Source organism: Sphingobium sp. B11D3B (genome assembly GCF_025961735.1).
In the GTDB taxonomy this organism is placed as follows: domain Bacteria; phylum Pseudomonadota; class Alphaproteobacteria; order Sphingomonadales; family Sphingomonadaceae; genus Sphingobium.
Genome location: NZ_JAOQOF010000001.1, coordinates 2927088 through 2951911, shown reverse-complemented (window position 1 = coordinate 2951911; position 24824 = coordinate 2927088). Strand labels below are relative to the sequence as shown.

Annotated in this window: 16 protein-coding genes; 10 read left to right on the top strand and 6 right to left on the bottom strand. The window is 60.9% G+C overall.

What is annotated here, in order from left to right:
- Positions 1-244 precede the first annotated feature (244 nt).
- A complete protein-coding gene (locus tag M2333_RS13635) occupies positions 245-1438 on the top strand; it encodes an efflux RND transporter periplasmic adaptor subunit (RefSeq protein WP_264612140.1) in 1194 nt (397 codons plus the stop codon).
- Entirely contained in the window at positions 1435-4662 is a 3228-nt protein-coding gene (locus M2333_RS13630) for an efflux RND transporter permease subunit (protein WP_264612139.1), read from the top strand. The genes M2333_RS13635 and M2333_RS13630 overlap by 4 nt, the downstream gene beginning before the upstream one ends.
- Positions 4663-5295: 633 nt before the next feature.
- Here M2333_RS13630 and M2333_RS13625 read toward each other — a convergent pair.
- Positions 5296-8169, bottom strand: coding sequence for a TonB-dependent receptor domain-containing protein (locus M2333_RS13625; RefSeq protein ID WP_264612138.1), 2874 nt, complete (start codon positions 8167-8169; stop codon positions 5296-5298).
- Positions 8170-8353: 184 nt separating this feature from the next.
- On the opposite strand from M2333_RS13625, the gene M2333_RS13620 reads away from it, so the two are divergent.
- Positions 8354-8881: a MarR family winged helix-turn-helix transcriptional regulator gene (locus M2333_RS13620; RefSeq protein WP_264612137.1), complete on the top strand. Its 528-nt coding sequence runs from the start codon at positions 8354-8356 to the stop codon at positions 8879-8881.
- A gap of 201 nt (positions 8882-9082) precedes the next feature.
- On the opposite strand, the gene M2333_RS13615 is transcribed toward M2333_RS13620, so the two are convergent.
- Positions 9083-9337, bottom strand: coding sequence for a hypothetical protein (locus M2333_RS13615; RefSeq protein ID WP_264612136.1), 255 nt, complete (start codon positions 9335-9337; stop codon positions 9083-9085).
- 409 nt (positions 9338-9746) lie between these two features.
- Between M2333_RS13615 and M2333_RS13610 the strand changes: the two genes are divergently transcribed.
- Complete coding sequence (locus M2333_RS13610; protein WP_264612135.1) at positions 9747-10226, top strand: MarR family winged helix-turn-helix transcriptional regulator; 480 nt, start codon at positions 9747-9749, stop codon at positions 10224-10226.
- Between the two features lie 55 nt (positions 10227-10281).
- On the opposite strand, the gene M2333_RS13605 is transcribed toward M2333_RS13610, so the two are convergent.
- Genes M2333_RS13605 through M2333_RS13590 form a run of 4 tightly spaced genes read right to left on the bottom strand, consistent with a single transcriptional unit; the run spans position 10282 to position 16660 of the window.
- Positions 10282-11493 carry a serine hydrolase domain-containing protein gene (locus M2333_RS13605; protein WP_264612134.1) on the bottom strand — a complete coding sequence of 404 codons (1212 nt, stop codon included), beginning with the start codon at positions 11491-11493 and terminating at the stop codon, positions 10282-10284.
- Positions 11494-11540: 47 nt separating this feature from the next.
- Positions 11541-13226, bottom strand: coding sequence for a carboxylesterase/lipase family protein (locus M2333_RS13600; RefSeq protein ID WP_264612133.1), 1686 nt, complete (start codon positions 13224-13226; stop codon positions 11541-11543).
- Between the two features lie 52 nt (positions 13227-13278).
- Positions 13279-13779, bottom strand: coding sequence for a nuclear transport factor 2 family protein (locus M2333_RS13595; RefSeq protein WP_264612132.1), 501 nt, complete (start codon positions 13777-13779; stop codon positions 13279-13281).
- 40 nt (positions 13780-13819) lie between these two features.
- Positions 13820-16660 (bottom strand): TonB-dependent receptor domain-containing protein, encoded by a 2841-nt coding sequence (locus tag M2333_RS13590; protein WP_264612131.1) that lies wholly within the window; start codon positions 16658-16660, stop codon positions 13820-13822.
- A 190-nt stretch (positions 16661-16850) separates the two neighbouring features.
- Between M2333_RS13590 and M2333_RS13585 the strand changes: the two genes are divergently transcribed.
- The 6 genes from M2333_RS13585 to M2333_RS13560 all read left to right on the top strand — a co-directional run bounded on the left by M2333_RS13585 (position 16851) and on the right by M2333_RS13560 (position 24818).
- A complete protein-coding gene (locus M2333_RS13585) occupies positions 16851-18110 on the top strand; it encodes a serine hydrolase domain-containing protein (protein WP_264612130.1) in 1260 nt (419 codons plus the stop codon).
- A 513-nt stretch (positions 18111-18623) separates the two neighbouring features.
- Positions 18624-19136 (top strand): sigma-70 family RNA polymerase sigma factor, encoded by a 513-nt coding sequence (locus M2333_RS13580; RefSeq protein WP_264612129.1) that lies wholly within the window; start codon positions 18624-18626, stop codon positions 19134-19136.
- Positions 19137-19187: 51 nt separating this feature from the next.
- Complete coding sequence (locus tag M2333_RS13575; protein WP_264612128.1) at positions 19188-20282, top strand: FecR family protein; 1095 nt, start codon at positions 19188-19190, stop codon at positions 20280-20282.
- Between the two features lie 169 nt (positions 20283-20451).
- On the top strand, positions 20452-22938 hold the full coding sequence (locus M2333_RS13570) for a TonB-dependent siderophore receptor (protein WP_264612127.1): 2487 nt from the start codon (positions 20452-20454) through the stop codon (positions 22936-22938).
- 48 nt (positions 22939-22986) lie between these two features.
- On the top strand, positions 22987-24531 hold the full coding sequence (locus tag M2333_RS13565; RefSeq protein WP_264612126.1) for a PepSY-associated TM helix domain-containing protein: 1545 nt from the start codon (positions 22987-22989) through the stop codon (positions 24529-24531).
- Positions 24528-24818 carry a DUF3325 domain-containing protein gene (locus M2333_RS13560; protein ID WP_264612125.1) on the top strand — a complete coding sequence of 97 codons (291 nt, stop codon included), beginning with the start codon at positions 24528-24530 and terminating at the stop codon, positions 24816-24818. Before M2333_RS13565 ends, M2333_RS13560 begins: the two co-directional genes overlap by 4 nt.
- Positions 24819-24824 lie beyond the last annotated feature (6 nt).

Below are 24824 nucleotides of genomic sequence, written 5' to 3'. Positions count from 1 at the left end.
TCGCGCTGCGCAACCGCGCCTGGCACCGTTATTTCGCTAGGCGCGTGCCCGTAGGTGAGGTGAAAGATCTGATGCAGGACGTGCTCGCCAGCACAACCGTCAGAAAAGCCCTCAGATCGAGAAGTTGCAGGGCGCTCATTCGCAGGCCAATAGTTGCTTTCGTCTACTATGAGGTGCTGCTAGGACGAACGGATATAAGCGCCGGAAAACAAAATTTTTGCAGTCTGCGCGGGGGGATGGACGAATGAGGGGGAGCCACAGCGCGGTAGCGCGACCTGAGGAATGGCATTGCCGCAGGATTGCTATCTCGCAGTTAACCCGCAACCAGCGCACTTTTCTAATCGCTTTTGCCCTTCCCGCTTTGGCTGCCTGCTCGGAAAAAGCGCCACCGCCGCCGCCTACACCGCAAGTCATTATCGCAAAACCCTTCAGCCGCAATGTGGCCGATTGGGTCGATTATGCAGGACGTTTTGAAGCGGTGGACGCCATCGATGTGCGTCCGCGAGTCTCTGGCTTGCTGCAATCGGTCCACTTCAAGGACGGGCAGTCCGTCACGCGCGGACAATTGCTCTTCACACTCGATCAACGGCCCTTCGCCGCAAGACTGGCGCAAGCCCGCGCCGGCGTCGCCCGTGCGCAAGCGGCGCTCGCCAGAACCTCGGCTGATTATAAGCGCGCGACGGCCCTGATCGGCGATGGCTTCATCAGCCAGTCCCTGGTCGATACCCGCCTTGCTGATTGGGAGCAGGCGGCCGCTGAGCTGGCCAACGCCCGCGCCGTCGCTCAGGCCGCATCGCTGGATCTCTCGTTCACGCGCATCACGGCGCCAGCAAGCGGGCGGGCATCCTATCGCAGGCTTGCAGCAGGCAATCTGGTCTCGGCCGAGCAGACCTTGCTCACCACCATCATGACACAGAACCCCATGCGCTTTGTGTTCGATGCGCCGGAGCGTGCTTTCCTTCAATTCCGCCGGGCTCGTGAGAGTGGCGCTGTCGTGCGGATCCGCCTTGAGGATGAAACCGAGTTCAATTGGGCCGGTCAGATCGAGATGCTGGACAATGCGCTCGATCGAAGCTCCGGCACCATCCGCGGACAAGCGCTCGTACAGAACCCCACCGGCTTGCTCACGCCCGGCATGTTTGGAAGGATGCGCTGGACTTTGGGCGCGCCTACCCCTGCACTGCTTGTTCCAGAGAAGGCGATCATTGTCGATCAGACCCGTCCGACCGTATTCGTCGTCGGCAAGGATGGTCTGATTGCCCAGCGCATTGTGGAGCTGGGCAATATAGCGGACGGCCTGCGGGTGATCCGCAGCGGCCTCGCGCCCGGCGAGCAGGTCGTCATCGCCGGCATGCAGCGCGCGCGAGTGGGGCAGAAGGTCGTCGCCAAGCTAGGCAAGATCGAACCTGAGCGGCCCGCACCGGGAGCGACCAAGTGAGCGCCGCCAACGCGCGTATGAGCTTCTCGCATTTCTTCATCGCGCGACCCATCTTTGCTTGCGCCTTGTCGCTGTTCATTCTGCTCGTCGGCATCATTAGCTATTGGCGCTTGCCGGTCGACCAATATCCAAAAATCTCGCCGCCGGTGGTCAGCGTCACCGCGGTCTATCCCGGCGCCTCTGCCGAGGTTATGGCGGACACCGTTGCAGCCCCACTGGAGCAACAGATCAATGGCGTGGACAACACGCTGTATGTGAGTTCGACCGCGATTGCGGATGGCCGCGTGACGATCAACATCAGCTTCCAGATCGGCACCGATCCTGATTTGGCGCAGGTGCAGGTGCAGAACCGCGTGCAGACCGCGCTGCCCCAGCTGCCGCAGGAAGTGCAAAATCTCGGCGTGACGGTGCGCAAGGCGCAGAACGACACACTGATGATCGTCCACATGCTGTCGACTTCACCCAGTATCGATCGCGAATATCTCGCCAACTACGCAACCATGCAGGTACGCGAACGGCTGCTCCGCCTGCCCGGCGTGGGCGATGTCGGAACATTCGCTTCACGTGATTATGCCATGCGCATCTGGATCGACCCGGACAAGGCAGCCGCGCGCGACCTGACCGTGCAAGAGATATTGGCGGCGCTGCGCGGCAACAATATCCAGCTTGCGGCGGGAACGGTTGGCGGCGCGCAAATGAGCCAGAATCCCGGCCCTACCCAATATAATCTGAATGTTCAGAGCAAGCTCAACCAGCCCAAAGAGTTCGAGCAAATCATTGTCAAACGCGATGCGCAAGGGCGCGTCACCCGCATCGGCGACATTGCGCGGGTGGAGCTGGGCGCACAGACCTATTCGATCAACGCCTATCTCGATCAGGGAGAAGCCTATCCCCTAAGTGTTTCGCAGGCATCGGGCGGCAATGCACTCCAGACGGCCACCGCCGTTCGCGAGACGATGAAGGAACTCGCCAAGAGTTTCCCGCCCGGCGTTTCCTACCGGATCGTATTCAACCCCAGCCAATATATCAGCGATTCCGTGAACAAGTTACGCGACACGATGGTCGAGGCGGTCATTCTCGTTGTGATCGTCGTCATATTGTTCCTGCAAAGCTGGCGCACCGCCATCATCCCGTTGTTGGCCATACCCATCTCGCTAGTCGGCACCTTCGCTGTCATGGCGGCGGCGGGCTTCTCGCTCAACAACCTCTCGCTGTTCGGGCTGGTTCTTTCCATCGGAATCGTGGTGGATGATGCCATCGTCGTGGTGGAAAATGCCGAGCGCCATATTCGCGCAGGCGTTTCCCCGCGCGAGGCGGCGTATCGGACTATGAATGAGGTGGGTGGCGCGCTCATCGGCATCGCGCTGGTGCTGGTGGCCGTGTTCGTGCCGACCGCCTTCATGGGTGGCGTCACGGGGCAATTCTACAAGCAGTTCGCACTGACGGTGACCGCCGCAACCGTCATCTCGCTCATCGTGTCGCTTACCCTCTCGCCCGCCCTGTGCGCGCTGCTACTGCGCCAGCATGACAGTGTCCCGCCGCGCACCGCCATCATGCGTTGGCTGCACCGGAGCGGCGAGCGCTTTACGATGATGTTTGACCGCTTCGGTCAAAGCTATGGCAGGCTCACACGGCGCTTGCTGCGTATGATGGGCCTCGTCTTCATCCTTTATATCGGCTTGCTGTTGCTCACCGGTTGGCGGCTCTATGACACGCCGCGCGGTTTCGTGCCTCAGCAGGATCAGAGCCTCGCCGTCGTCGCGATCAATCTGCCGACCGGCGCCAGCCTCGCACGCACCGATGCCGTCGTGCGGCAGGCCATCGATGTCATGCTGGAGACACCGGGCGTTCAGGCAGCCTCCGTCTATGCGGGCGTGGATGCGATGGGCATGTCCGTCCAGTCCAGCGCCGGACAGCTTTATGCCATCATGGAGCCGTTCAGCGAGCGGTTGCCCAAGGGACTGACCGCGGACGTCATCGTCGCCGACCTGCGCAAGCGCTTCTCGAGCATGACCGAGGCGGACATTCGTCTCATCATGCCGCCACCGGTGCGCGGCCTTGGCACGGCGGGCGGCTTCCGCCTCATGGTGGAGGACCGTGGCGGGCACGGCTACGCGGCGCTCGATGCTGTGACACGCGATCTCGCCGCGGCGGCCGCTGAAGAGCCCGCCATTTCCCAGAGCTTCACTAATTTCAATATGCGCAGCCCGCGCATCGCGGTGGAGGTGGACCGCGATAAGGCCGAGATGCTCGGTGTGGAAAGCCAGGATGTTTATGCCGCGCTCCAGACCTACATGGCGGGCTCCTACGTCAACAACATTACCCTGCTTGGCCATAGCTTCCAGGTGATTGCGCAAGCGGACCCGGCCTATCGGGAGAATGCGGACCTGCTGGGGCAGATAAAAACGCGCTCGGCGTCCGGCACGATGGTCCCGCTCGACGCGGTCGCTAAGCTCACGCCCTCGACCGGGCCGTATCGCGTTCAGCGCTACAATCTCTATCCATCGGCCGATATTCAGGGCGAGGCAGCGCCGGGCTATTCCTCCGGCGAGGCGATGGAAGCGATGGAACGGATCGCCGCTCAGCGCCTCCCCGCGGGCTTTGGCTTCGAGTGGACGGACTTGGCCTATCAGCAGCGTGTTGCGGGAGGCAGCGGTGAACTTGCCTTCGGGCTGGCGATCATCTTCGTGTTCATCGCGCTGGCGGCATTTTATGAGAGCCTGACGCTGCCGCTCGCGATCATCATGATCATACCGCTCTGCCTGCTCTCCGCCATTCTGGGCGTGAACCTGCGAGGCGAGGACAATAATATTCTCACGCAGATCGGCATGGTGGTGCTGATTGGCCTTGCGGCGAAAAACGCAATTCTGATCGTGGAATTTGCACGCCAGGCCGAGGATGAGGGCCTGTCCTGCCGGGAAGCCGCGATCATCGCCGCGCGCATCCGCCTGCGTCCGATCCTCATGACCTCTTTCGCATTCATCGCCGGCGTGGTCCCCCTCGCTTTTGCCACAGGCGCCGGTGCGGAATTGCGCCAAGCGCTGGGAACAGCCGTCTTCTACGGGATGATCGGCCTGACCCTGCTCGGCCTCATCTTTGCGCCAATCTTCTATGTGGCCTGCAGGATGCTCGGCGACCGGGTTTCAGGCACAATGGAGCGTCCACGCACAAGACGCGATCCAGATGTGTCTGACACTGCTGTTGAGAAGATCTCGCAGGAGTGAGCCCTTTCCCCGACTGAGGCCACTAGCAACTCGACTTCACCTCACCTGCGGATATGGCCACGACCTTGGAATGCTCAAGCCACCTAGGCGCCTGCCAACCGTCTACTGATGGCTCGGTTTTCCTGAGGAGGCATTCCGGTAACTGAGGCCCGTTTTTGTGGGGTGAACCCAATGTAAACCTTGAGAATTGCGCGAGGTGTTAAATGGGGGGCTGATGCTGGTAAGGTGTGGTCAAGCCCTAATTTCAGGGCGAAGTCTGCAGACACCCGGATGCCCGCTCCGTCCATCTAAGCGCGAAAAGCCGCTTTTGGGACACGAGCTTGCCGAAACCCTCTGCACCCTCTGTCAAACCAGCGACGCCGCCTGAAATGGGCTCCTCTTCGCAGTGACCGACCCGCGTCGGCCGTCCACCCGGCGTGTACTCGCTGCCGCAAGAGGCCCCGGATTAGTCGAGCCAACTATACTGCACCACATCGAACTCCTCGGACCGGTCCGGCTTTAGGTTTAAATTTTCAAGGCGTAGTGATACCGACGTTCGAACTCTCACCATTTTAAAGATGCTAAAAGCTATCAATTTGATCGCCTCGCTGGGGCGAGATTGGCGGAGGTGAAGATCACCTCCGCAAGGGTGCATCACCCGCCGAAGTGGAACCGCGCGCCGACCTTAAACGCCCGGCCAACCGGATCGAAAAGGATCTGATTGGTGCCACCGGACGACCCCGGCAACGACGGCGGATCACGATCGAACACGTTGTTTACCGTGGCGAACAGCTGGAACGTCCTGCCAATGCCAGCGTCGACATTCACGCGCGCCGTGAGGTCGAGATAGAAGCGCGCCGGCACCCGATTGTTATCCACGCTGTTGGGCAAGGTGATCGAGTAGCCGTCCTGATCGGGTCCGATGAAGTTCGTCCAGTAGATGCCGGAAGGGATGTAGCGGCCGTGTCCCGTCAGCTGGACCTTGCCGGCCGTCAGCGTGACAACGCCATCCAGCACATAATCCGGCACGCCAGGGATCGTGCCGGTGCGCACGCCGGTCTGCCCCGCGCGATCCACCGCGCCGAGTGAGTCGACGGTGGTGAGCTCCTGCGTCACATTGGCAATGAGCTGCGCGTTGAGATCGCCCCAACCGCCGAGCGGTTGACGATATTGCAGCTCGATGTCGAAGCCGCTGGTTTTCAACGCATTCGAGTTGAGGATGACGTCCCTCACCTGGAGGATCTGATTGTTCGCATCCCGCGTGATCTGGTTGCAGAAGGTCGTGGCACCCTCCGCGCACCGGTTGACCAGCGTCTGTGCGCCAAGCGCCCCGATTGCCCCGGCAACCTTGATATTATAATAGTCGACAGACAATTTCATGCGCTGCAACGCGCCACCGCGAGGCGTAATAACCACGCCGCCCGTCCAGCTGTCCGCCGTCTCGACCGAAAGATCGGGATTGGAGCCGGTAAGGACGAACGGATTGGTTTGCAGGCCATTGTTCAGCGGATCAGAAAGACCGATTGAGCGCTGCGTCTGCGGCCCGAACAGTTCGAAGATGTTGGGCGCGCGAATGTCTCGCGAGCGCGTGCCCCGCAGGCGCAGGCCATCGATCGGCTCATAGACGAATCCAGCCTTCCAGGTCGTCACCGCGCCCGTCGTGCTGTAGTCCGTGCGCCGGATCGCGCCATTGAGGTCCAGCGCGGACCCGAGCGCGCTATCCCGAAGAACAGGCACCGCGATTTCGCCGAACACTTCCTTGACCGTGACGGCACCGCTCAACGCGGACCCGTTCAATGCATAAAAGCCGTTCGCTGCTGAAACCGGATCAGCCGCGCCGTCCACCTTGTCACGGCGATATTCCCCGCCCACCGCGACGCTCACCGGGCCTGCAGGCAAATCAAACAGTTCGCCGCGCACGTCGAGTCCAACGACATGCTGGTCGTTCACGGTGCGCTGGAAGCCATCGTCGGTGACATACGCAGCGGCGGCTGCACTATACTGGCCCTCGCCAAAGGGATTGAAAGCAACGCAAGCGGGATCGTCGTTTGTCGTGCTTGCATCTGCGTTCACGCGGCAAACGGCGTTTCCACCGGACTGAACCGCATCAACCGCCCGGCCCAGCTTGGCAAGATTGACGAGGTTCGTCGCGCGCTGGGTGAAGTTGGTGCGGCCATATTGATAAAAGCCATTCAGAGTCCATCGATCGCTCAGTCGCGCTTCGAGACCCAGCACCCCACGATAGGTTTCGGTTGTGGACGTCGCGACACCCGGGCCCAGATCGAAGGACGCTTTGCCCAGAATGAACGAGGCTACGCCATTGGCGTCCATCGCTGCCTGGACAGACTGCGGAATAAAGGGGTTATCGCGCTTGATGCGACCCAGACCAGACGCGTTGAAATCGCGGAAAATGGCACCTTCGACCGTGCCCTTGACTCGCCCATAGGAGACATCGGCGCTCAGCGTCACATCGTCGCTCAGATCTGCGGTCAAGGCACCGTAAGTGGACACATGCTCCAGCGGCACTTTAAGGCGCAAGCTCGACACAAAGGCGTTGCGCCCCTGCCCCTCGCCACCAAGCATGAACAGCGGCCCGACAAGCGTGCCATACTGGAAGCGCCCGGGCGTGCCATCTGCCAGGAATTTCGTACCACGCAAGGGATCGCTCGCGGTTGTGCCGATCACCACACCGGCCGCATTGTACGACCGGTTGATAAGCCCGCCAGGCGACATGGTGGAGGTGTTGACGCCCGGCACGATAAGATTGGCAGGCTGGCCACCGGCACCCGGCGTATTGCCGAGGATCAAGGTCTGGCTATTGCACCAGTTGCGCGTAGTGCAGTCGCCCAGACCCTCAAGCTTCTCGTATTCAACGGCCGCGATCACGTGAACCCGCTCGCCCAGGCTCATGCCGCCGGAGAGGCTGGCGAACAGATTGCCATCGTCGCCACGCTGCGACACGCCGGCAGAAAATTCTCCGTCGAGCCCGGTTTTCCGGCGATCAAGGATGAAGTTCACCACGCCGGCAACCGCATCAGACCCATAGGCCGCCGATGCGCCGCCCGTGACCACGTCCACCGTCTTCAGCAGGGACGACGGAATCAGGTTGGTGTCGACCGATCCTTGAACCGTGCTGGGCACGAAGCGCTTGCCGTCCACCAGGACGAGGGTACGCTGGGGTTCAAGACCACGCAGGTCGAGCAACCGGGCGCCGATGTATCCGCCAAGATTGGCCTGTGCCGCCGGCCCGCTCGAGGCGCGAAAACTCGGCAACTGATTGAGCGCTTCACCGACATTGTTGATGCCGAGGGCTTCGAGGCGCTCGGAGCCGATGCTGGTTACAGGCGTGGGAGCGTTGAAGCCGCCGCCAAGGCGCGTACCGGTGACCACGATGGCCTGCTCCGGCGCACCAGCGGATGAGCCTTCAGCTTCGTCCTGAGCACTGGCCGGTTGAGCGGCCGTCATCGCGATCAAGCTCATGATCGCCAGCACGCTCGCGCCTGCGCGCACATGGATGGTCGTTCGCATCTTCCAGATCTCCTGTCCCTCGAGCTTCTCGGTCGGCTCTCGATGCCTTTGTGTATCAGGGTACATAAAAAGTCAAAACGATTGAGCCGGGTCGTGAGGCGATCCACGGGCACCTTTTACAGAAGGTGGCCGACCGCTAATTGGAGGTTGCCCTTTCCGGGGCATAGAGAGGCAAGGAAACGGAATGGCGCCTGAAAAATTCGATCGTTCCGATCCATCGGACGGCCAGCCCTCGCATCATCGCGGCTATTCTTCGGGAGATTCGCGTGATGAGATGGAGTTCGAACTGACCCGCTTATTGTCGCTGGCAGCACGGCGCTGGGGGACATATGTCGAAAGCCGGATGATGCCGACAACAGGGCAGTCGCGCTCGCGGTGGCAAACCTTGTTCGTGCTCAGCGTCGCCCCGCCCCCGGTCACGACATCTGACCTTTCGGCACGCCTCGCCATTCAGTGGCCGCCGCTAATCAGGACGCTGAACTCCCTTGAGGAGGACGGCCTCATCCGGCGCATCGATAACCCCAACGACAAGAGATCCCGCTACATCGAGATCACGCCGGCCGGACTCGATGTTGTCGCGCAGGTGCAGCCCGCACTCTCCCGGTTTCGAGGGAAAGCCTTCGCCGGCCTCACCATGGAAGAAATGGATGTCGCCAGCCACATTCTGGAGAAGATTATTCAGGGCGTATCGGACGCGCAAAGCGAGCCCTGATCCAAGCTGACTGGAGCGACGCCTCCTGCGCCAAAACGTCGGCCAGCGCGGCATTGATGGGGATGACAGCCTTGGCTAGTGCGTAAAACGGGTTCGGCAGTCCCCGAGGAACAAGCTGATTACTTCGACCTGATTCAACTCATACATTATTCTAAGGGAGATCAATAAGTCGTGACATTGCTTATGCACGAAGGGGCGGGATTAGGGCCTCCACTTTAATTGTGCTTGCCACTCTGCCCCGCCGTCAAGAACCTTGAGAAGCTGCATGCAAACCAACGCGGTGGGCGCTGGCCACCAAAACAGGCGCATCAATCTTCTATTCAACCATCGATAAGGGTCGATGGGTTGCAACATTATCGCCAAAGCAGCTATCAGTTCCACGGCATTGATCGCTTTGTTGATCGCTTCAATCAGGCGCGATACCTCAACTTCCGTATAGCCAAAATGATCAAGCAAGGCAGGCGCGGCCGCATTATTTCGCTTCGCGAACCCAGCGGGTTCCGTCAACCGCAGGCATCAGTGGATCGATCAGGAGTAGCGCGCAGTCATCGGACTGATCTTCCATCATTCAGGCACCTTTGCGCTTGCCGACTTAAGCCTCTCAAAAGCCCATCCCTTCCAGCAGCGCGGCAAACAGTAGCCGGTATATCGAAGGGCCCCGTCACCCTTTGGATGGCACCGACGAGGCCGCCGCCAGATTAGGCGGCTGTCGAGATTCCATCCCATTTGCACGTGTTCATTCCCACATAGGAAGAGCCATGCTAGGCGCTAGTCCATGAAAAACTGCCCGCCCAACGGAACTGTTTCAGAGCAACGCATAAGGCAGGAACCCGCGATATACCCGGACTCCCGAGAAGTCGAACGGATGATGGCCATATTGGAGCAGCAGTGGAGCACAGCCGGGGCGTGGAACATCCCTTACCTCGTGCTGCTGGTCGCCAAGCTGGTGGATCGCATCACGGCTCATCATGTCAAGCAAATGGCAAGCCTGTCCTTGGCCGAGTGGCGAGCCATGGCCCAGATCGTGGAGCTTCAGCCCTGCAATGCCACCCAAATTGCGCAACGTTCTCTGGTTGACCCGGCCGAGGTTAGTCGCGCCCTTCGGTCGCTTGAAAAACGTGGCTTCGTCCAGCGCTACCGCAATCCGAAGAACCTCAAGAGCCGCGTTGTCATGCTGACCGCCGAAGGTGAACGCGTACGGTCCGCCATTCGCGGTGAACGCGACGAATTCTATGAACAGTGGATGGAGAATCTTTCGTCTGCGGACCTGACGACCATGGATGCGGGGCTCCGCTCGATCGCCAAGAAAATCGTCGCGATCGCCCCCCATGTCGTAGAGGGCTAGCCGCGCGTTCGGGTCGGGCTATCGCCAGACTGGGCGACAGCCCGGCCAGCCTGCCTCATTTCGGGTTCCACCGTGCAGCGGCTGTCAGAAACTCCATCGTCTCGGCCATCACTGGAACGGCATCCGGCCCCACCGGGCCGTGGCTGAGTTTTACGACCACCGTCTTATGTTCCGGATCGACATAGATGAACTGGCCCTCTCCACCGATGGCTGAAAAGGCCTGCGTGCCCGGTTGGGTCCACCAGAAGTAGCCATAGCCCAGGCCCTCACCCGTATCGACAGTGATGCTCTGGCGGAGCGTTCGCACATAGTCGGCAGGAATCAGCTGCTTTCCGTTGAGCGAGCCTTCGTTCAACATGAGCTGTCCGATCCGCCCGTAGTCCCTCAACCGCGCGTTGAACCCGCCCGCTGTGAATTCGCGACCCACGCCAGCAGGTCCATCGATGACATAGAAGCCATCAGCCTCCATGCCGCCGGGCTTCCACAGGCGCTCGCTGAGATAGCGACTAACCGGCATCCCGACCGCGCGCTCGACCACCAGCCCGACAAGCGCTGCATCCATGCTGTTGTAAACGAAATGGGTCCCCGGCTTGTGGGCAGGCTTGGTCAGCGCCGCTGCATCCGTGTAACGTGCGTTTTCCTGAACCCACGACGCCACATGGGCATCGTAAGCCAGGTTGCCGGGCGTCATGAAGTTATCGACCCAATCCACGCCCGACCGCATCTCCAGAAGATCGCGCACGGTCGTTCCTTCATATCCGGATCCCTTCAATTCCGGGATGTAGGTGATGATCGGTGTGGTCAGCGATGCGATTTTTCCCTCACGCAGCGCGAGGCCGACCATGATCGCGTTGAAGGATTTCGCAACCGAGTAGGAATTGAAGAGCGTCGCTTCGCTGGATTGATTGTAGTATCCTTCGTAGACTATCTCACCGTTCTTCATGATCAGCAATGCGTCGGTCTGCGTCCGCTCGACGATATCTGATGCATTCCGGCGCTGTTTGTTGAACTCGTAGGTGAAGTCGAGCGGGCGCTGCCGCTGACGCAACGCGAGGACGTTCGGGCTGGCGCCGACCGGCGCGGTGTTGAACATCTCGGCCAGCGTGCGGTTCGCGAGCATCCGAAGCGGCGGATCGAACATTTGCATACGATAGGTCTTCACCTCTTCGGAGGGTTGGGCGAATGTAGCTGTGCCGCCCAGAGCAATGCCGAAACCGCTCGCCACCAGTATCGCAACCATGACCCTGCGCCCCACATTCACGTTCATTCGCGCTCTCCCTTTGCGGCTTATCAACAGATTCGAGGTGGCACTCGTCACAATGCCTGTCCGATACGAAGCTGATCCAGCAGCCGGCGTGCTTCACCGTCCGGATCATCCGCGATGCGGCATTCGCGATCGAAGAGCATCGTGGCTCTGCGCGTCCGCTCATAGGCCGGCCATTCGAGGGTCGGGGTGCTCGGCGCACCGCTTCGTGCGAAGGCGACCCAAGCCGAACTCAATCGCTCGGACAATGCCTCTGCATCCTCGCCGCCCCCGTTGACGCCAGATCCTTCCTGCACATTGCGGAAGACCAAGGGCACTTCGAGACCATGCGGAGCCTTCATCTGCCCGTTGAAACCCGGCGTCTGCCAATCGACCCGGTACATGAAGACAGGCGCAGCCCGCGCAGCGTTCCGTCGTTGCGCTATTCTGATCGAGTTGATCCGCGTCGGGATGTCGGCCGTCATGATCGCATAGAGGTCCCACGGGGACATCGCAGGATAGATGTCGCGGTATCCTGCTATGACAGCGGTCGGATCCTTGCCAACATAACCGGCCAGTCGCGTCGGAAGGTCCTCGAAGCGCATATGATGCGCCTGCGGATTGCCGCTCAGGGTGACCGCCGCCATTTCCTGCCGTGCGCTGCCAATCATCAGCGGCACGTGCGCGGAGAGTGCCAGCACCGAGGGCTCCAGCGGCTGTCCCGCGATGACCTGACCATCCACGACCGGCGAGAAGCGGGACGGAAAGCCCCAAAGCTGGCTCGGCGGTTGCGCGATCACAGCGCGATACGCCGAAAGCAGCCTGTCGACGGGCAGCGCCTGTAGCGCGGCCGTGTCGCCGGGCCCGACAGCGAGCGCGGCACAAAGCCGGTGCGTCACATCCTCGCCTTGCTCTGCGGTAAGCAGGGCTGGCGTTTGCCCGCTCTGGACGATGGCCTTGTGGAAGAGGCCGCGTGCCTGCGGCATTGCCATGAGAGCCGACACTTTCTGGCCCCCCCCCGAATAGCCGAAGATCGTCACGTTCTTCGGATCGCCGCCAAAGCGACTGATGTTGCTTTGTATCCACTGAAGAACCAGGAGGATGTCGAGCATACCGGCATTGCCGGAGCCTTCGAAGCCAGCGGCATCGACAGACGTAAACCCCAGGACGTTCAGCCGATGGTTGCAACTCACGACCACCACGTCACCGAAGCGCGAGAGCCTTTCACCATCGTGGACGGCGGTCGATGCGGAGCCTGACCAGAAGCCGCCGCCATGCAGCCACAACATGACCGGTCGACCGGCGTCGTCGTTTACAGACGGTGTCCAGACATTGAGAACCAGACAGTCCTCGCTCTCGTAGGTCTGCAGACCCACATCACCTTCAGCCAGCGCATAAGGGTTGTCGGCGAAGCTGCGATCGGTGGTCGAATCGCCTTGCGGGGCGGTGGCGCCCCAACCCAATGCGTTGAGCACGCCATGCCATGCCCGCGGAGTTTCCGGCGGGCGAAAACGGTTTCGGCCCGCCGTCGAGGCACCGTAGGGAACCCCGCGAAAGCTGTGGATCCCCTCTGACAGAAAGCCGCGGATGGCGCCATGAGTAGTCTCCACGACCGGCCCGAAGGAACGCTGCGCGCCTTTTCCCCACGCTGTTCCGGCCAAGAGCAGCGTCCCTGCCACCGAGGAGGCACTTCCCTTCAAGAAGGTCCGGCGCCCTACCGAGCCTGCTGCCGACTGCTGATGTTCAATGCCAGGCATGGCCTCTCCTCGTGCCGTGTTAAGAGTTGTTTTTCGACCCTGCTGAACCTCCTCAGCGCGCAGCGGAGCCAGCCGGAACTTTCTGCGCGCCCGACCGGCTCCCCCTGATGGTGGATATAAGCCCGTTTTCCAGCGTGTAATAAACCGTCCCTTCGGTGATGATCATGTCGCCTCTTTTGAGATTACCGGACGGCATTGCCACGCCATCCCTGAGGGCGACGAGCCGCGTGCTGAGCTCGGCCGCCATCAGCCCCTGCCGATTGTCCACCACCACCACATGGGGCGTCACCTCCTCGCTGACCTGCAAGCGAATGTTCTTGTAGAAGTCGACGATCGCCTGGCGCCCCTTCAACACCCCGAACATCGGCGCGTGATGGAAGACAACATCATTGGCATAGAATTGAGCAAAGCGCTCATCCCCCGCATTGAAGAGCCGGAGATACTCTTCGAATCTCTGCCGAGTCATCTCGTGAGGCGCGGCCTCCTGCGCCAATGTGGCCCCAGGGCTCATCACAGCGATCAGGCCGATCGCCAAAAGTGCTATAAGTTTCATAACCTGCCTCCCACGTCTTCGCGCACAGCGCCGATCCTGCTCAGTATTTCAAGCGAACGCCGGCAAGGAACGTCCGGCCGATCTGGTCAAACAAAATGCCGTTCGTGGCGGAAGAGGCACCAGGCGCAATCGGCGGATCCCGGTCGAAAAGGTTGTTCACCACAGCGTAGACCTCAATGGACCCGCGCTCGAAAGCAGGAATCGTCTGGGAAATGGACAGATTGGTATACAGGCGTGACGAGACGCTGTTATCGTTATTGCTATTGTTCCGGGCAGGCGGTCCACTGATGGCTTCCTGATAACCGGCTTCATCCGGACCCACCTGCAGGACATCGTAACGCCCTTTGCCGATGTAGCGGTTCTGCACCGTAATGCTCGTGCCGCCAGCACTCTTCCAGGTGAGATAAGATGTCGCCTGGAAATGCGGGACGCCCGGCCCCGCCCCGAAGTTGGAATTACCAGTCTGCCCAGCAAGATCGACACTGGTTCCGGTTGCATTGTAGAACGTCACCAGCCGGTCGACATAGGTCGCAAGGCCACGGAAGCTCAGCGACCCACTGCCGATCTGACGGCGATAGTTGAGCTCGAAATCCACACCTCGCGTCGAGAGGCCATTGAGGTTCGCCTGCGTGTCCGTGATCAGCGTGATGGCACCCGCACCGTTTCGCGTCACGCGCCCGCAATCGGACGCGGAACCTGCCTGGCAAAGCTGCAGGATATTCGTCGCGCCAGTTGAGGTGATTACATCGGTCACCTTGATGTCGTAATAATCGACTGACAAAGTCAGCGTGTCAGCGCTGTTCCGAAGCGGCGTGATGACCACGCCGACGGTGGTCGTGTTAGCGGTTTCGGGCCGCAGGCTCTGATTGCCGCCGGTCAGCAGGGGGACGAGCACCTGCGCGTTGGTCTGGGGATCCACAACGGAGACCTGCCCACTTACAAGCGGTGAGAAAAGTTCCGAGATGTTGGGAGCTCGGATATCCTGAGAGCGAGTGACGCGAAAGCGCAAGAAGTCAGACGGCTCCCAGACGCCGCCGACTTTCCATGTTGTGACTGCGCCCGACGTGGAATAATCGGTACGCCTGACAGCCCCATTGAGCGCAAAGGACTTTGCGAACGGGACATCGGCGAGCAGCGGCGCATTGACCTCGAAATACCCCTCGGTCACGTCGAACGCGCCAGAGATATTGGCAGCATTAAAGGTGTAGAAGCCATTGGCCTGCGAGATCGGATCGGCGACCGTCACGAGTGAATCCCGGCGATACTCTGCACCGGCGGCCACGGCGAGGGGGCCACCGGGAAGAGGCGCGAGTTCGCCACTGATGTTGGCGCTGACGACGTCCTGCTTGATCTTGGTATCCAGCGCCGCAGTGCCGGTAACGAAGGTCGCAGCACCGGGCGTGAAATTACCTATACCGAGTGGGTTGAATGGCTGACACCCATTGCTTTGATCCCGGCAGACAATGGCGCCGCCAGGCCCTTCGATCGCGTCGATGGCTTGGCGTAGACGAGCGGGTATCAGATTATTCGACAGACGCTGTGCATAGTCTGTCCGACCTTGCTGATAATAAGCCTCATAGTGCCACTGCGCTCCCAATTCGCCGGTCACGCCGGCCACTGCCCGCAAAGTGGATGTTTTGGAGCTGCCGAGCGCATTCCCGAGATCATTCATGGCCTTGCCGACCGAGATCGTGCCGGTTGGGCCAATGGCATTGCGGATCACCTCCGGCACGAAGGGGTTTTCGCCTGTCAGCACAAGACCGCCCCCGGTGAAGCGGCTGAAGCGACCCTGCGCGCCGACATTCTTCCCTAGCACGGACCCGTACGAGACGTTCACGAAGGGCTTGAAGGCCGGGCTAACCTCAAAATCGGTATATCCGTAGAGACTGTAGCGCTCGTAAGCCGGCACCATGACCGGGCCGCGAAAGAAGGCATTTTCACCCTTGCCCGTGCCCCCTGACTGGAAGAAGCCGCGATACTGGCCCGGGACGAACGGAACCAACGACCCGCCATCGGCACTGAACTGCTGGTCTGCAAAGGGACCGCCATCGATAAGCCCTGGCCCGGTAAGAAATCCCGTTCGACAGTTGTCCACAATCAAATTGGCGGGCTGGGAAGGATCTACGAAATTCCCCAACTGACAGGTTTCACGACGCGACCATTGGCGCGAATAGTAGTCACCCTGCCCCTTGTTCTTCTCATATTCTCCCGCAAGGACGATGTGTCCCCGGCCGCTAGCAAAGCCTGTGCCGCCTGCCAGAGAGGCCTGCACCGTTCCGTTATCTCCCTGTTGTGCAACACCTGATTGCGTTTGGGCGCGCAGTCCCTCGAGGCGGGTGTCCGTTACAAGGTTGATCACGCCTGCCACGGCATCCGAGCCATAGGCGGCAGAAGCGCCACCCGTCACGATGTCGGAACGATTGACAATGGCGCTCGGGATCAGCGCCATATCCACTGTGCCATTTGCCGTGCTGGGCGCAAAGCGACGCCCATCCACCAAGATCAAGGTTCGCTCTGCTCCTAGGCCGCGGAGATTTGCAATCCGCGAACCGATATTTTGGGGGCTTAGGGCGACCGTCTGCCCAGGAGCTGCACTGTTGAGTAGCGATGGCAATTGCAACAGTGCGTCACCGACGTTCGCGATACCGAGCGACCTCGTCGTCGAGGAATCAAGTATAGTCGTCGGGGATGGCAAGCTTGCACCGGAGACTGCTTGAATGCGCGAACCGGTGACGATGATGTCCTGCATCGGCGGCGCGCCGTCTTCAACGGTTTGGGCATGTAAGAGCGGAAGGGGCACCGCCGTCAGCGCGAGCCATGTTGCAGCATAGGTCGCTGCGAATAACCTGCGCCGACGCGCCGGATAGCCACCATCCTTCATGACATCCTCCCTGTTTCCGATGCGCCATTTTGGCTGCACCACCGAGACCGCTAATGAGCCCCTCACTCGACCCATCACCTCTTGGCGATCTCAAGACCTACCCGTGTCTTTTGAGTTGTCAATATCTTTATTGATTTTTCAAGTTTACTGAGCCATGCTGCTCATAACATAAAAGCATAGGGAGGAAGCTATGATGAAGAATCGCCTGCGTAAGGTGGCTCAGGTTGCGTCGTTCGGGCTGCTCGCCGCAGGGTCAGCCTTGAGCGGACAGGCAGCTTACGCCCAGGATAAGCCCGCCGTTCCCACTTCCTGCGAACCGGATTCGCGAGCCACGCCAGCGATCCGCGAACTGCGCCGCACCTTCATCGACGCTAAGATCAACGCGCTGACGTTCCACAGCATCGATTCCATCTTCAACACGGTGCCGGTCAAGGCGGGCGGACAGGCCGTCCCGCTTAGAAGCAGTCAGCACCCGCTTGATTTCGCGTATAAATACAAGGGAGAGCTGGTCCCCGCGCAAGATGCTCTGGAAAGGACGTTCACGAATGCGCTCATCATTCTCAAGGACGGTAAGATCGTCCACGAGACCTATCGCAATTTCACAGGGTTGCAGACACGGTTCCTCTCCATGTCGACAGCGAAATCCATCACGTCGATCCTGGTGGGCGCGGCGCTGGCCGATGGACACATCAAATCCGTCGATGAGCAAATCGTCGCTTATGTGCCGGAACTCAAAAACACCGCCTTCGATGGCGCCACGATTCGTGACCTCCTCCTCATGCGGTCGGGCGCGGACCGGGAGGATAATTATCAGCCGGATAGCGCGAGTGATGCAGCCCGCCTGCGTGAAGAGATCATGGTACTCAACTGTCGCCGCAGCGTCGACGAGGCGCTCCTCGCAAAGCGCGCCGATAAACCTGGCAAAACCTTCCGTTATTCAACTTTGAACACGAACATTCTTGGTTGGGTTCTGGAGAACGCGACCGGCAAGCCGATCAACGAATATATGAGCGAGCGCCTCTGGAGGCCCCTGGGCGCTGAGGCCGACGGATTCTTCCTAACCGATGGGCCGCCCTCCCGCGGGCGAGCCACGAATGGAATGGGCTTCAATGCCGTGGCTCGTGACTATGCTCGGCTGGGGCAGATGATGCTGGACGAAGGACGGGTTGGCAGCCGCCAGATCATTCCAGCCGACTGGGTCCGGGCGTCAACTATTCCGACCTATCCTGAACCTGTGGCTCAGGGACAGGATCAGGGCTATCAGTACCAGTGGTGGACCCTCGTAAACTCAAACGCCTATATGGCGATCGGCCTGCAAGGGCAGTTCATATACGTTGATCCGGACACGCGCACAGTCGTTGTAAAACTTAGCTATTTCCCGATTTCCAACAATGAGGCTTATCGGGAAAGCGAAGCCTTTTTTCGAGCGATATCGAGTTGGAACCCCTGAAAGTGAGAAAGAGTCCGCAGAGTTCGGTGGTGTAATGGCGGCACGCCGCGCTAGGTTTGGGATGCCTAGCCCTCTCCCGAGGCTCTGAATGGCAAGGCAACTTCCTCGGCGGCCGCCATGCGCAATCCCGCGGGGGAACCATTAGGCCGAGACGCGTCGTCCTTCAGTGACCTTGGGCTGCCTTAGCCATGATCATGCAGCTCGAAGGAGCGGAGGCCAGACCAAAGTAAGTGGTGATCGACCTCAAGCCGCCTTCCTGAAGTAAGGCAGGTTCCAGGAAGCGTAGAGGGGTCTATGATGGCGGGTATGAAAGCATAAGCTGCCTCTAAACACAGCTCATGCGAATGACAGCTTTGTCCCAACCCCGGTTGCCGTATTAACCGTTAACCAAACGGCAGCTTTTGGTCACCGCCATTGCGCGGTGGAATTTATTGAGAGTCAATCGCAATTGTGCCACAGGCTTCTGGTGAGCGCCCAGAGCGATCAGGTGTATAATACAAGAGGCTCTACAGGTTGTCGCAGGACCGTGCAGCGTTAGATGTCTACCGGTCGCATCATGCGTCGCTGGTCGATTATGCGCGCGTCATCACCGGGAACGAGAGCAGGGCGGAAGACGTGGTGCAGGACGCCTGGCTGCGGTTCCGCAATGCTTGCAACGCCGCCGCTGTGCGTGAGCCGCTGCATTATCTCTACCGGATCGTTCGGAATCTGGCGGTGGATGATAATCGTCGTGCCGCCCAGGAAGCGTCCCGCTGCTCGGGGGACATTGAGGTGATTACTCACACTGTCGCCAGCGAGGCGCCGTCGCCCGAAGATGTCGCGATCGCACGTAGCGAATTGGACGTTGTTCGCAAGGCGCTCGGCGAACTGCCGGAGCGAACGCGGATCGCTGTGGAGATGCACCGATTTGGCGGGCATACCCTTGCCGAAATCGCTGGCGCCCTCGGAATTTCAGTTGGGCTCGCCCACACGCTCGTCGCGGATGGAATCAAGCATTGCCATCATCGCCGCAACCGCAGCAAATAGCGGCATGGGGCTTATTCTGAAAATCCGGGGCTGCAGATCGGTCTTTGGAATATGGGCGACAGTCCTTCCTTCCGGCGGCCGGCAACATGGCGTGCGCAATTGCGGCTTGTGGCGGGCCGGGACTGCATCCTGCCGGTGATGGACGACGCCGAGCGCATCCTCGACGAAGCCACCAATTGGTTGCTGGCCCTGAACGAAAGGCCCAATGACAGGTCGGTCCAAGCACGTTTCCGGCAGTGGTTCATGGCCGACAGCCGGCATGGCGAGGTTTGGGACAGCCTCAACCATAGCTACGATCTCATCGGACAGACGCAGCCGCAAATGCTCCCCCGGAGTGCGGAAAGGCGCGTCCCCGGCGCCGACCGCCCTTGGCGCCGCAAGCGCAAGCAGAGCAGGCGCGATGCTGCCAGTACACGGCATGCCGTTCGCTCGATCCGCAAAGGGCCTATATTTACTGCTGCTGCCTGCATCGCGGTGGCCCTCTGGTTCTCCCCCGACATCATTCTGGCGGCGCAGGCCGATCATCGTACGGGGATAGGCCAATTAAGCATCGTAAGGCTGGAGGATGGCTCGACCGCGAAACTCGGGCCGCGATCCGCGATCCGGGTCAGCTATGTGAGCGGGGAGCGAAAGGTCGATTTACTGGCAGGCGAGGCCTTGTTCGATGTGATGCCAGACAAATCCCGGCCCTTCCGGGTCCATGCCGATGATGCGACTGTGACGGTCCTGGGGACTGGTTTCGATGTCCGCCGCTCGCCATCAGGGACCGAAATAGGCGTGCAACATGGGCGCGTGCGGGTCGATCCGGTGGCGCGTGCGGCAAGTGGCGTGGTTCTTTCCGCCGGCGATGTCGTGGTGGTTGGTGAGGATGGCGCCACGGTGAGGGATCATGTCGCGCCGCAACTGGTCGCATCCTGGGCATTGCGGGAGGTGAATGCCCGAGATCGAGCAATATCCTATGTGATCGACGATATCCGGCCCTGGTATCGCGGCAAGATCATACTGACCAGCAAGGCGCTCGGAAACCGCCGGATCAATGGCATCTACGATCCGGGCGACCCTTCCAAGGCGATCCGCTCTATGGTCCTGCCCTTGGGCGGCTCCGTCACGCAGATCACGCCATGGCTTATCGTGGTCCACGAATAATGACGTAAATTCAACGGTATGATCTTGATCTCGGGAAATATCAAAAAAATCTGAAAAACGCCTGCCTTCGCAGAGTCCTTGTCATGAGGGCGCGCGGATGCGAATCATTATCAAATTGATCGCCGACCAGCCCAATCTGAAATATCTCAGGGGTAGCGGAATGCGATTGATGAAGAGGCAGTGGAATGGACAGCGCGGCTCGATGGGCGTCGCGTTGTTGCTGGCGACCGCGTCGGGTGTCGCGCCATGGGCATCGGCGCCCGTCATGGCGCAGACCTCGGCCGCTGCCCGCCCTTTCGATATTGCTGCTCAGTCACTTCCCGATGCGCTGATCCTGTTCGGCCGTCAGGCCGGAATCGAGGTGACGGCCCAGAGCCTCCACACACGAGGCCGGGCCACTCAGGGTGTGAAAGGGGCGTTCGCGCCCGCCGATGCACTCTCGCAACTTCTGGCTGGAACAGGGCTCACGTTCCGCTGGCAATCCGCTCGCGCGGTGATCGTTGAACCGGCGCTGCAAGCCGCAGAGGACGCCATTCAACTCGGCCCAGTGCGCGTAGAGGGCAATGGCGGCTCTGGTGCGGTGGCTCTCCCCCCGCCGATCGCCACGAGCGATCTGGGGGCAACGGAAGGCACGGGAAGCTATCGCTCGCCAGTGACGACCACAGCGCTGCGTATACCGCTGACCCTGCGCGAAACGCCGCAAAGTGTCACGGTCATTACGCGCGAGCGGATCGTCGATCAGAATATTACGGAAATCGCCCAGGCGTTGGTGCAGACGGTCGGCATCAGCTATAATCTCGGCGGTTCTCCGGATTCCGACCAGAGCGCGGTTTATTCACGCGGTTTCGAAGTCAATAACTGGCAGGTCGATGGAATCGGGCGGCCGACGGCCTACGGGTTCGGGGATGGCTATGCAGACATGGCCATCTATGATCGCGTGGAAGTAATCCGCGGTGCGTCCGGCTTGCTCAACGGCACGGGCAACCCCTCCGCCACCGTCAATCTGGTTCGCAAGCGTGCGCCGGCTGACTGGCAGCTGCTGCTGGAGGGGCAGGGCGGCAGCTGGGATTATGTGCGCGGTCAGGCCGATATCGGCGGCCCGCTGGATGAGCATGGGCGTGTCCGCGCGCGTTTGGTCGCGGCCTATCAGGATGGCGGCCTGAGCATTGATCGCGCCACATCTCATCGGAGCATCTTCTACGGCACGGTGGAAGCCGACGTGACCGAGACGACGCTGCTGCGTGCAGGCATCGATTATCTCAGTCGCAGTGCAGACAATGCCAACATGGCCGGCGTCCCGATCGTCACGACGGACGGCACGCCCACAGCATTTTCCTGGTCGCGCAACACCGTGACGGACTGGACGCGCTATGATCGCGATTCCCTCAGCACCTTCGTTTCCATCGAGCAGGAGGTCGGGGACTGGTCGCTCCGCGCCGATCTCGACTGGACGCGCAAGACCTATGACATGGTGTTCGGCTATGCCCTGCGGGACGCGCTGAATCCGGATGGCACTGGCGTCGGCATCTGGCCGGGTCGCTGGGCCGACGATCAGCGGATGACCAGCCTTGTCGGCACAACATCCGGGCCGCTGCGGATCTTCAGCGATGATGACCTGCTGATGGTCGGTGCGAGCCACTATAAGACGAAGGAAGGCGGCGACGACTACCAGATCTGGTCGTTTGACGGTTATGATCCGTCGATTCCCGATTACTACACCTGGCAGGGCGATCTGCCTGAACCGAACTGGCCTTATCTGGGGCGGTTCGGAAATGATGAAAAGCAGACGGCTGCTTTCGCCACGCTACGGATAAAGCCGCTGCCGATTCTCTCGGTCATTGCGGGCGCCCGGTTGACCGACTGGCGGCGCGAGACCTGGAACATGCGGACCGGCGAAGCGCGCACCAGCAGTTCGACATCGGTGACGGGCGAGTTCACGCCTTATGCCGGGGTGATCGTGGACGTGACATCCGGCCTTTCCCTCTATGCCAGCTACACCAGCATTTTCTCTCCCCAATCCTATCGCGACATCAACGGCGATTATCTCGCCCCGCTGACGGGCAAGAATTACGAGATCGGCGCGAAGGCCGACCTGATGGAGGGGCGTCTGGCCCTGTCAGGAGCGTGGTTCAATATCCGGCAATCGAATTTTGCGGTCTACGTTCCCAACCTTGTTGGGCCGACCGGCGATTATGTCTATGAAGCGGTCGACGGCACACGCTCGGAAGGGTTTGAGCTGGAGGTGACGGGCGAGCCGCTGCCGGGCTGGAAACTGGCTGGCGGGTTCAATCATGTCACGGTCAAGGATCGCGATGGCGCGCCGCTGAACACGCAGGTCCCGCTTGACAGCCTGCGTCTGCTGACCAGCTATGATTTGACGGGCGCCGGGGTGCCCGGCCTCACCCTCGGCGGCAATGTGCTGTGGAACAGCCGCACCTATGCCGACGTCAGCTACGTGGCCGATGGCCTGACCATCGCCGAGCAGAAGGCTTATGCGGTGGTTGACGCCTTCGCCCGCTATGCGTTGACGCCCAATATCTCATTGTCCGTCAATGCCAATAACCTGCTGGACAAGCGCTATTATTCCACCGTCGCCTATTTCGCGACCTTCGGAGAAGCGCGCCGCATCGTCGGCACCCTGCGCGCGAAGTTCTGAGGCTGATGTGACCGGACACGCGCTGTGAAGGGATCGTTTCGTCAGTCCATGGCATGGCTGCACACCTGGGCGGGATTGCTGCCCGGATGGCTGCTGTTCGTGGTGTTCCTGTTCGGCACCATCGCCTTCTTCCAGATCGAGATCGATGGCTGGATGCATCCGGAAGTGAGGCGCGCGCCGGTCACCGCACAGGCGCTCGACCGTGCAGATGCGATCCTGCGCGCGCGAGCATCGGGTGCGGATAGCTGGAGCCTGTCGCTGCCGAGCGGGCGAAGCAACGAGGCTCTGGCGCTGTCATGGACCCCGAAGGGCGGGAACTGGAAGGACCGGATCGAAGTGAAGCTCGATCCCGCGACGGGCCGGGAGGTCGCGGTTCGGGAGAGCGGAGGCGGCTTCTTCCTCTACCGGCTGCACTTCGACCTTCATTACATGCCGGTGATGTGGGCCCGCTATCTCGTCTGCATCGCCGCGCTCTCAATGCTTGTCGCGATCCTGTCAGGGGTCGTCACCCATAAGAAGATCTTCGCCGACTTCTTCACCTTGCGGTTCGGCAAGGGGCAGCGCAGCTGGCTCGACACGCATAATGTGACGGCGGTCCTGGCGCTGCCGTTCCATCTCATGATCACCTACACGGGCCTGGTCACGTTGCTGTTCATGCTCATGCCATGGGGCGCCACTGCCGCATTTGGCAGCATGGACGCCTATTATGAAAAGGCGTTTCCACCGTCGCCGGTGGCAGTTTCCGCTGCTCCCTCATCCGACCCCGCACCGCAGCCCGTGCCGATGCGTGAGATCATCGCGCGAGCCGAGACGAACTGGGGCGGCCAAAAGGCGAATTACGTCAGCATTCAAAATCCCGGTACGCGCGACATGGCCGTAAGCATCTGGCCGGGGCAGGAGGCGCTGGGCGGCAAGCGGCAGGCCGTGTATCTCGATGGCGCCACCGGCGAAATACTGGGCACTGATGGCGAACCGGGCAGTGCACGCGCCACGCAACAGGTCATGATTGACCTCCATACGGGCCGCTTTTCCGGCACGACGCTGCGCTGGCTCTACTTCTTCTCAGGCGTGGCGGGCACGATCATGGTTGCCAGCGGCCTCGTGCTCTGGACAGTCAAGCGCCGGTCGAAGCTGCCCGATCCATCACGGCCGTATGTCGGCTTCGCTCTGGTCGAGCGGCTGAACATCGGGGTGATCGCCGGATCATGCGCGGGAACAGCGGTGTACTTCCTCGCCAACCGGTTGCTGCCCGTCGAACTGCAGCATCGTGCGGATTGGGAAATCAACTGCCTGTTTATTGCCTGGGGCGCGGTGTTCACCTGGAGCATCGCTCGCCCGCTCAGGCAGGCATGGGTGGAGGCGCTGGCGGCCTGCGCGGGCCTCTACGCTCTGGTGCCGGTCGCAAACGCGCTCATGACCCCGCGTGGCCTTGTCCCCAGCCTGATCGGCGGGGACTGGATATTCGCCGGATTTGATCTCGCCATGCTCGTAACCGCCGCAGCCTGTGGTTTCACGGCGTGGAAACTGGCGACCCGCAAAGCCAAGCCCGTGCCCCGCCGCAAAACACCAAAGCTGGAGGCCGTGGCGGCATGATCCACGTCCTTATTCTTTTTACCGCGCTGGGAGGCTTTGCTGCCCTGCTGCTGGCCATGACGCGGCACCAGCAGGACTGGCTTCGGCGCAAGCTCCCGCCGGGCCGCAGCCGTGCTTTGCGTCTGGCCGGCTTCCTGCTGCTGGCGCTGGCATTCGGCGCGGCCGGTCTCGGCTTTGGCTGGGGTTATGGCGCGGTCGTCTGGTTCGGATGGATAACGCTCGCGGCCGGAGGGATTGTCGCCGCCAACGTCAATCGGGACCGCATTGTGCGCAGGGTGCGACCCTGATGCCCC

Excerpts from the sequence above, each read along its gene's own strand:
- M2333_RS13635 (WP_264612140.1), top strand. The coding sequence starts at position 245 with ATGAGGGGGAGCCACAGCGCGGTAGCGCGACCTGAGGAATGGCATTGC.
- M2333_RS13625 (WP_264612138.1), bottom strand. The coding sequence starts at position 8,169 with ATGCGAACGACCATCCATGTGCGCGCAGGCGCGAGCGTGCTGGCGATC.
- M2333_RS13620 (WP_264612137.1), top strand. The coding sequence starts at position 8,354 with ATGGCGCCTGAAAAATTCGATCGTTCCGATCCATCGGACGGCCAGCCC.
- M2333_RS13610 (WP_264612135.1), top strand. The coding sequence starts at position 9,747 with ATGATGGCCATATTGGAGCAGCAGTGGAGCACAGCCGGGGCGTGGAAC.
- M2333_RS13605 (WP_264612134.1), bottom strand. The coding sequence starts at position 11,493 with ATGAACGTGAATGTGGGGCGCAGGGTCATGGTTGCGATACTGGTGGCG.
- M2333_RS13600 (WP_264612133.1), bottom strand. The coding sequence starts at position 13,226 with ATGCCTGGCATTGAACATCAGCAGTCGGCAGCAGGCTCGGTAGGGCGC.
- M2333_RS13595 (WP_264612132.1), bottom strand. The coding sequence starts at position 13,779 with ATGAAACTTATAGCACTTTTGGCGATCGGCCTGATCGCTGTGATGAGC.
- M2333_RS13590 (WP_264612131.1), bottom strand. The coding sequence starts at position 16,660 with ATGAAGGATGGTGGCTATCCGGCGCGTCGGCGCAGGTTATTCGCAGCG.
- M2333_RS13585 (WP_264612130.1), top strand. The coding sequence starts at position 16,851 with ATGATGAAGAATCGCCTGCGTAAGGTGGCTCAGGTTGCGTCGTTCGGG.
- M2333_RS13575 (WP_264612128.1), top strand. The coding sequence starts at position 19,188 with ATGGGCGACAGTCCTTCCTTCCGGCGGCCGGCAACATGGCGTGCGCAA.
- M2333_RS13570 (WP_264612127.1), top strand. The coding sequence starts at position 20,452 with ATGAAGAGGCAGTGGAATGGACAGCGCGGCTCGATGGGCGTCGCGTTG.
- M2333_RS13565 (WP_264612126.1), top strand. The coding sequence starts at position 22,987 with ATGGCATGGCTGCACACCTGGGCGGGATTGCTGCCCGGATGGCTGCTG.
- M2333_RS13560 (WP_264612125.1), top strand. The coding sequence starts at position 24,528 with ATGATCCACGTCCTTATTCTTTTTACCGCGCTGGGAGGCTTTGCTGCC.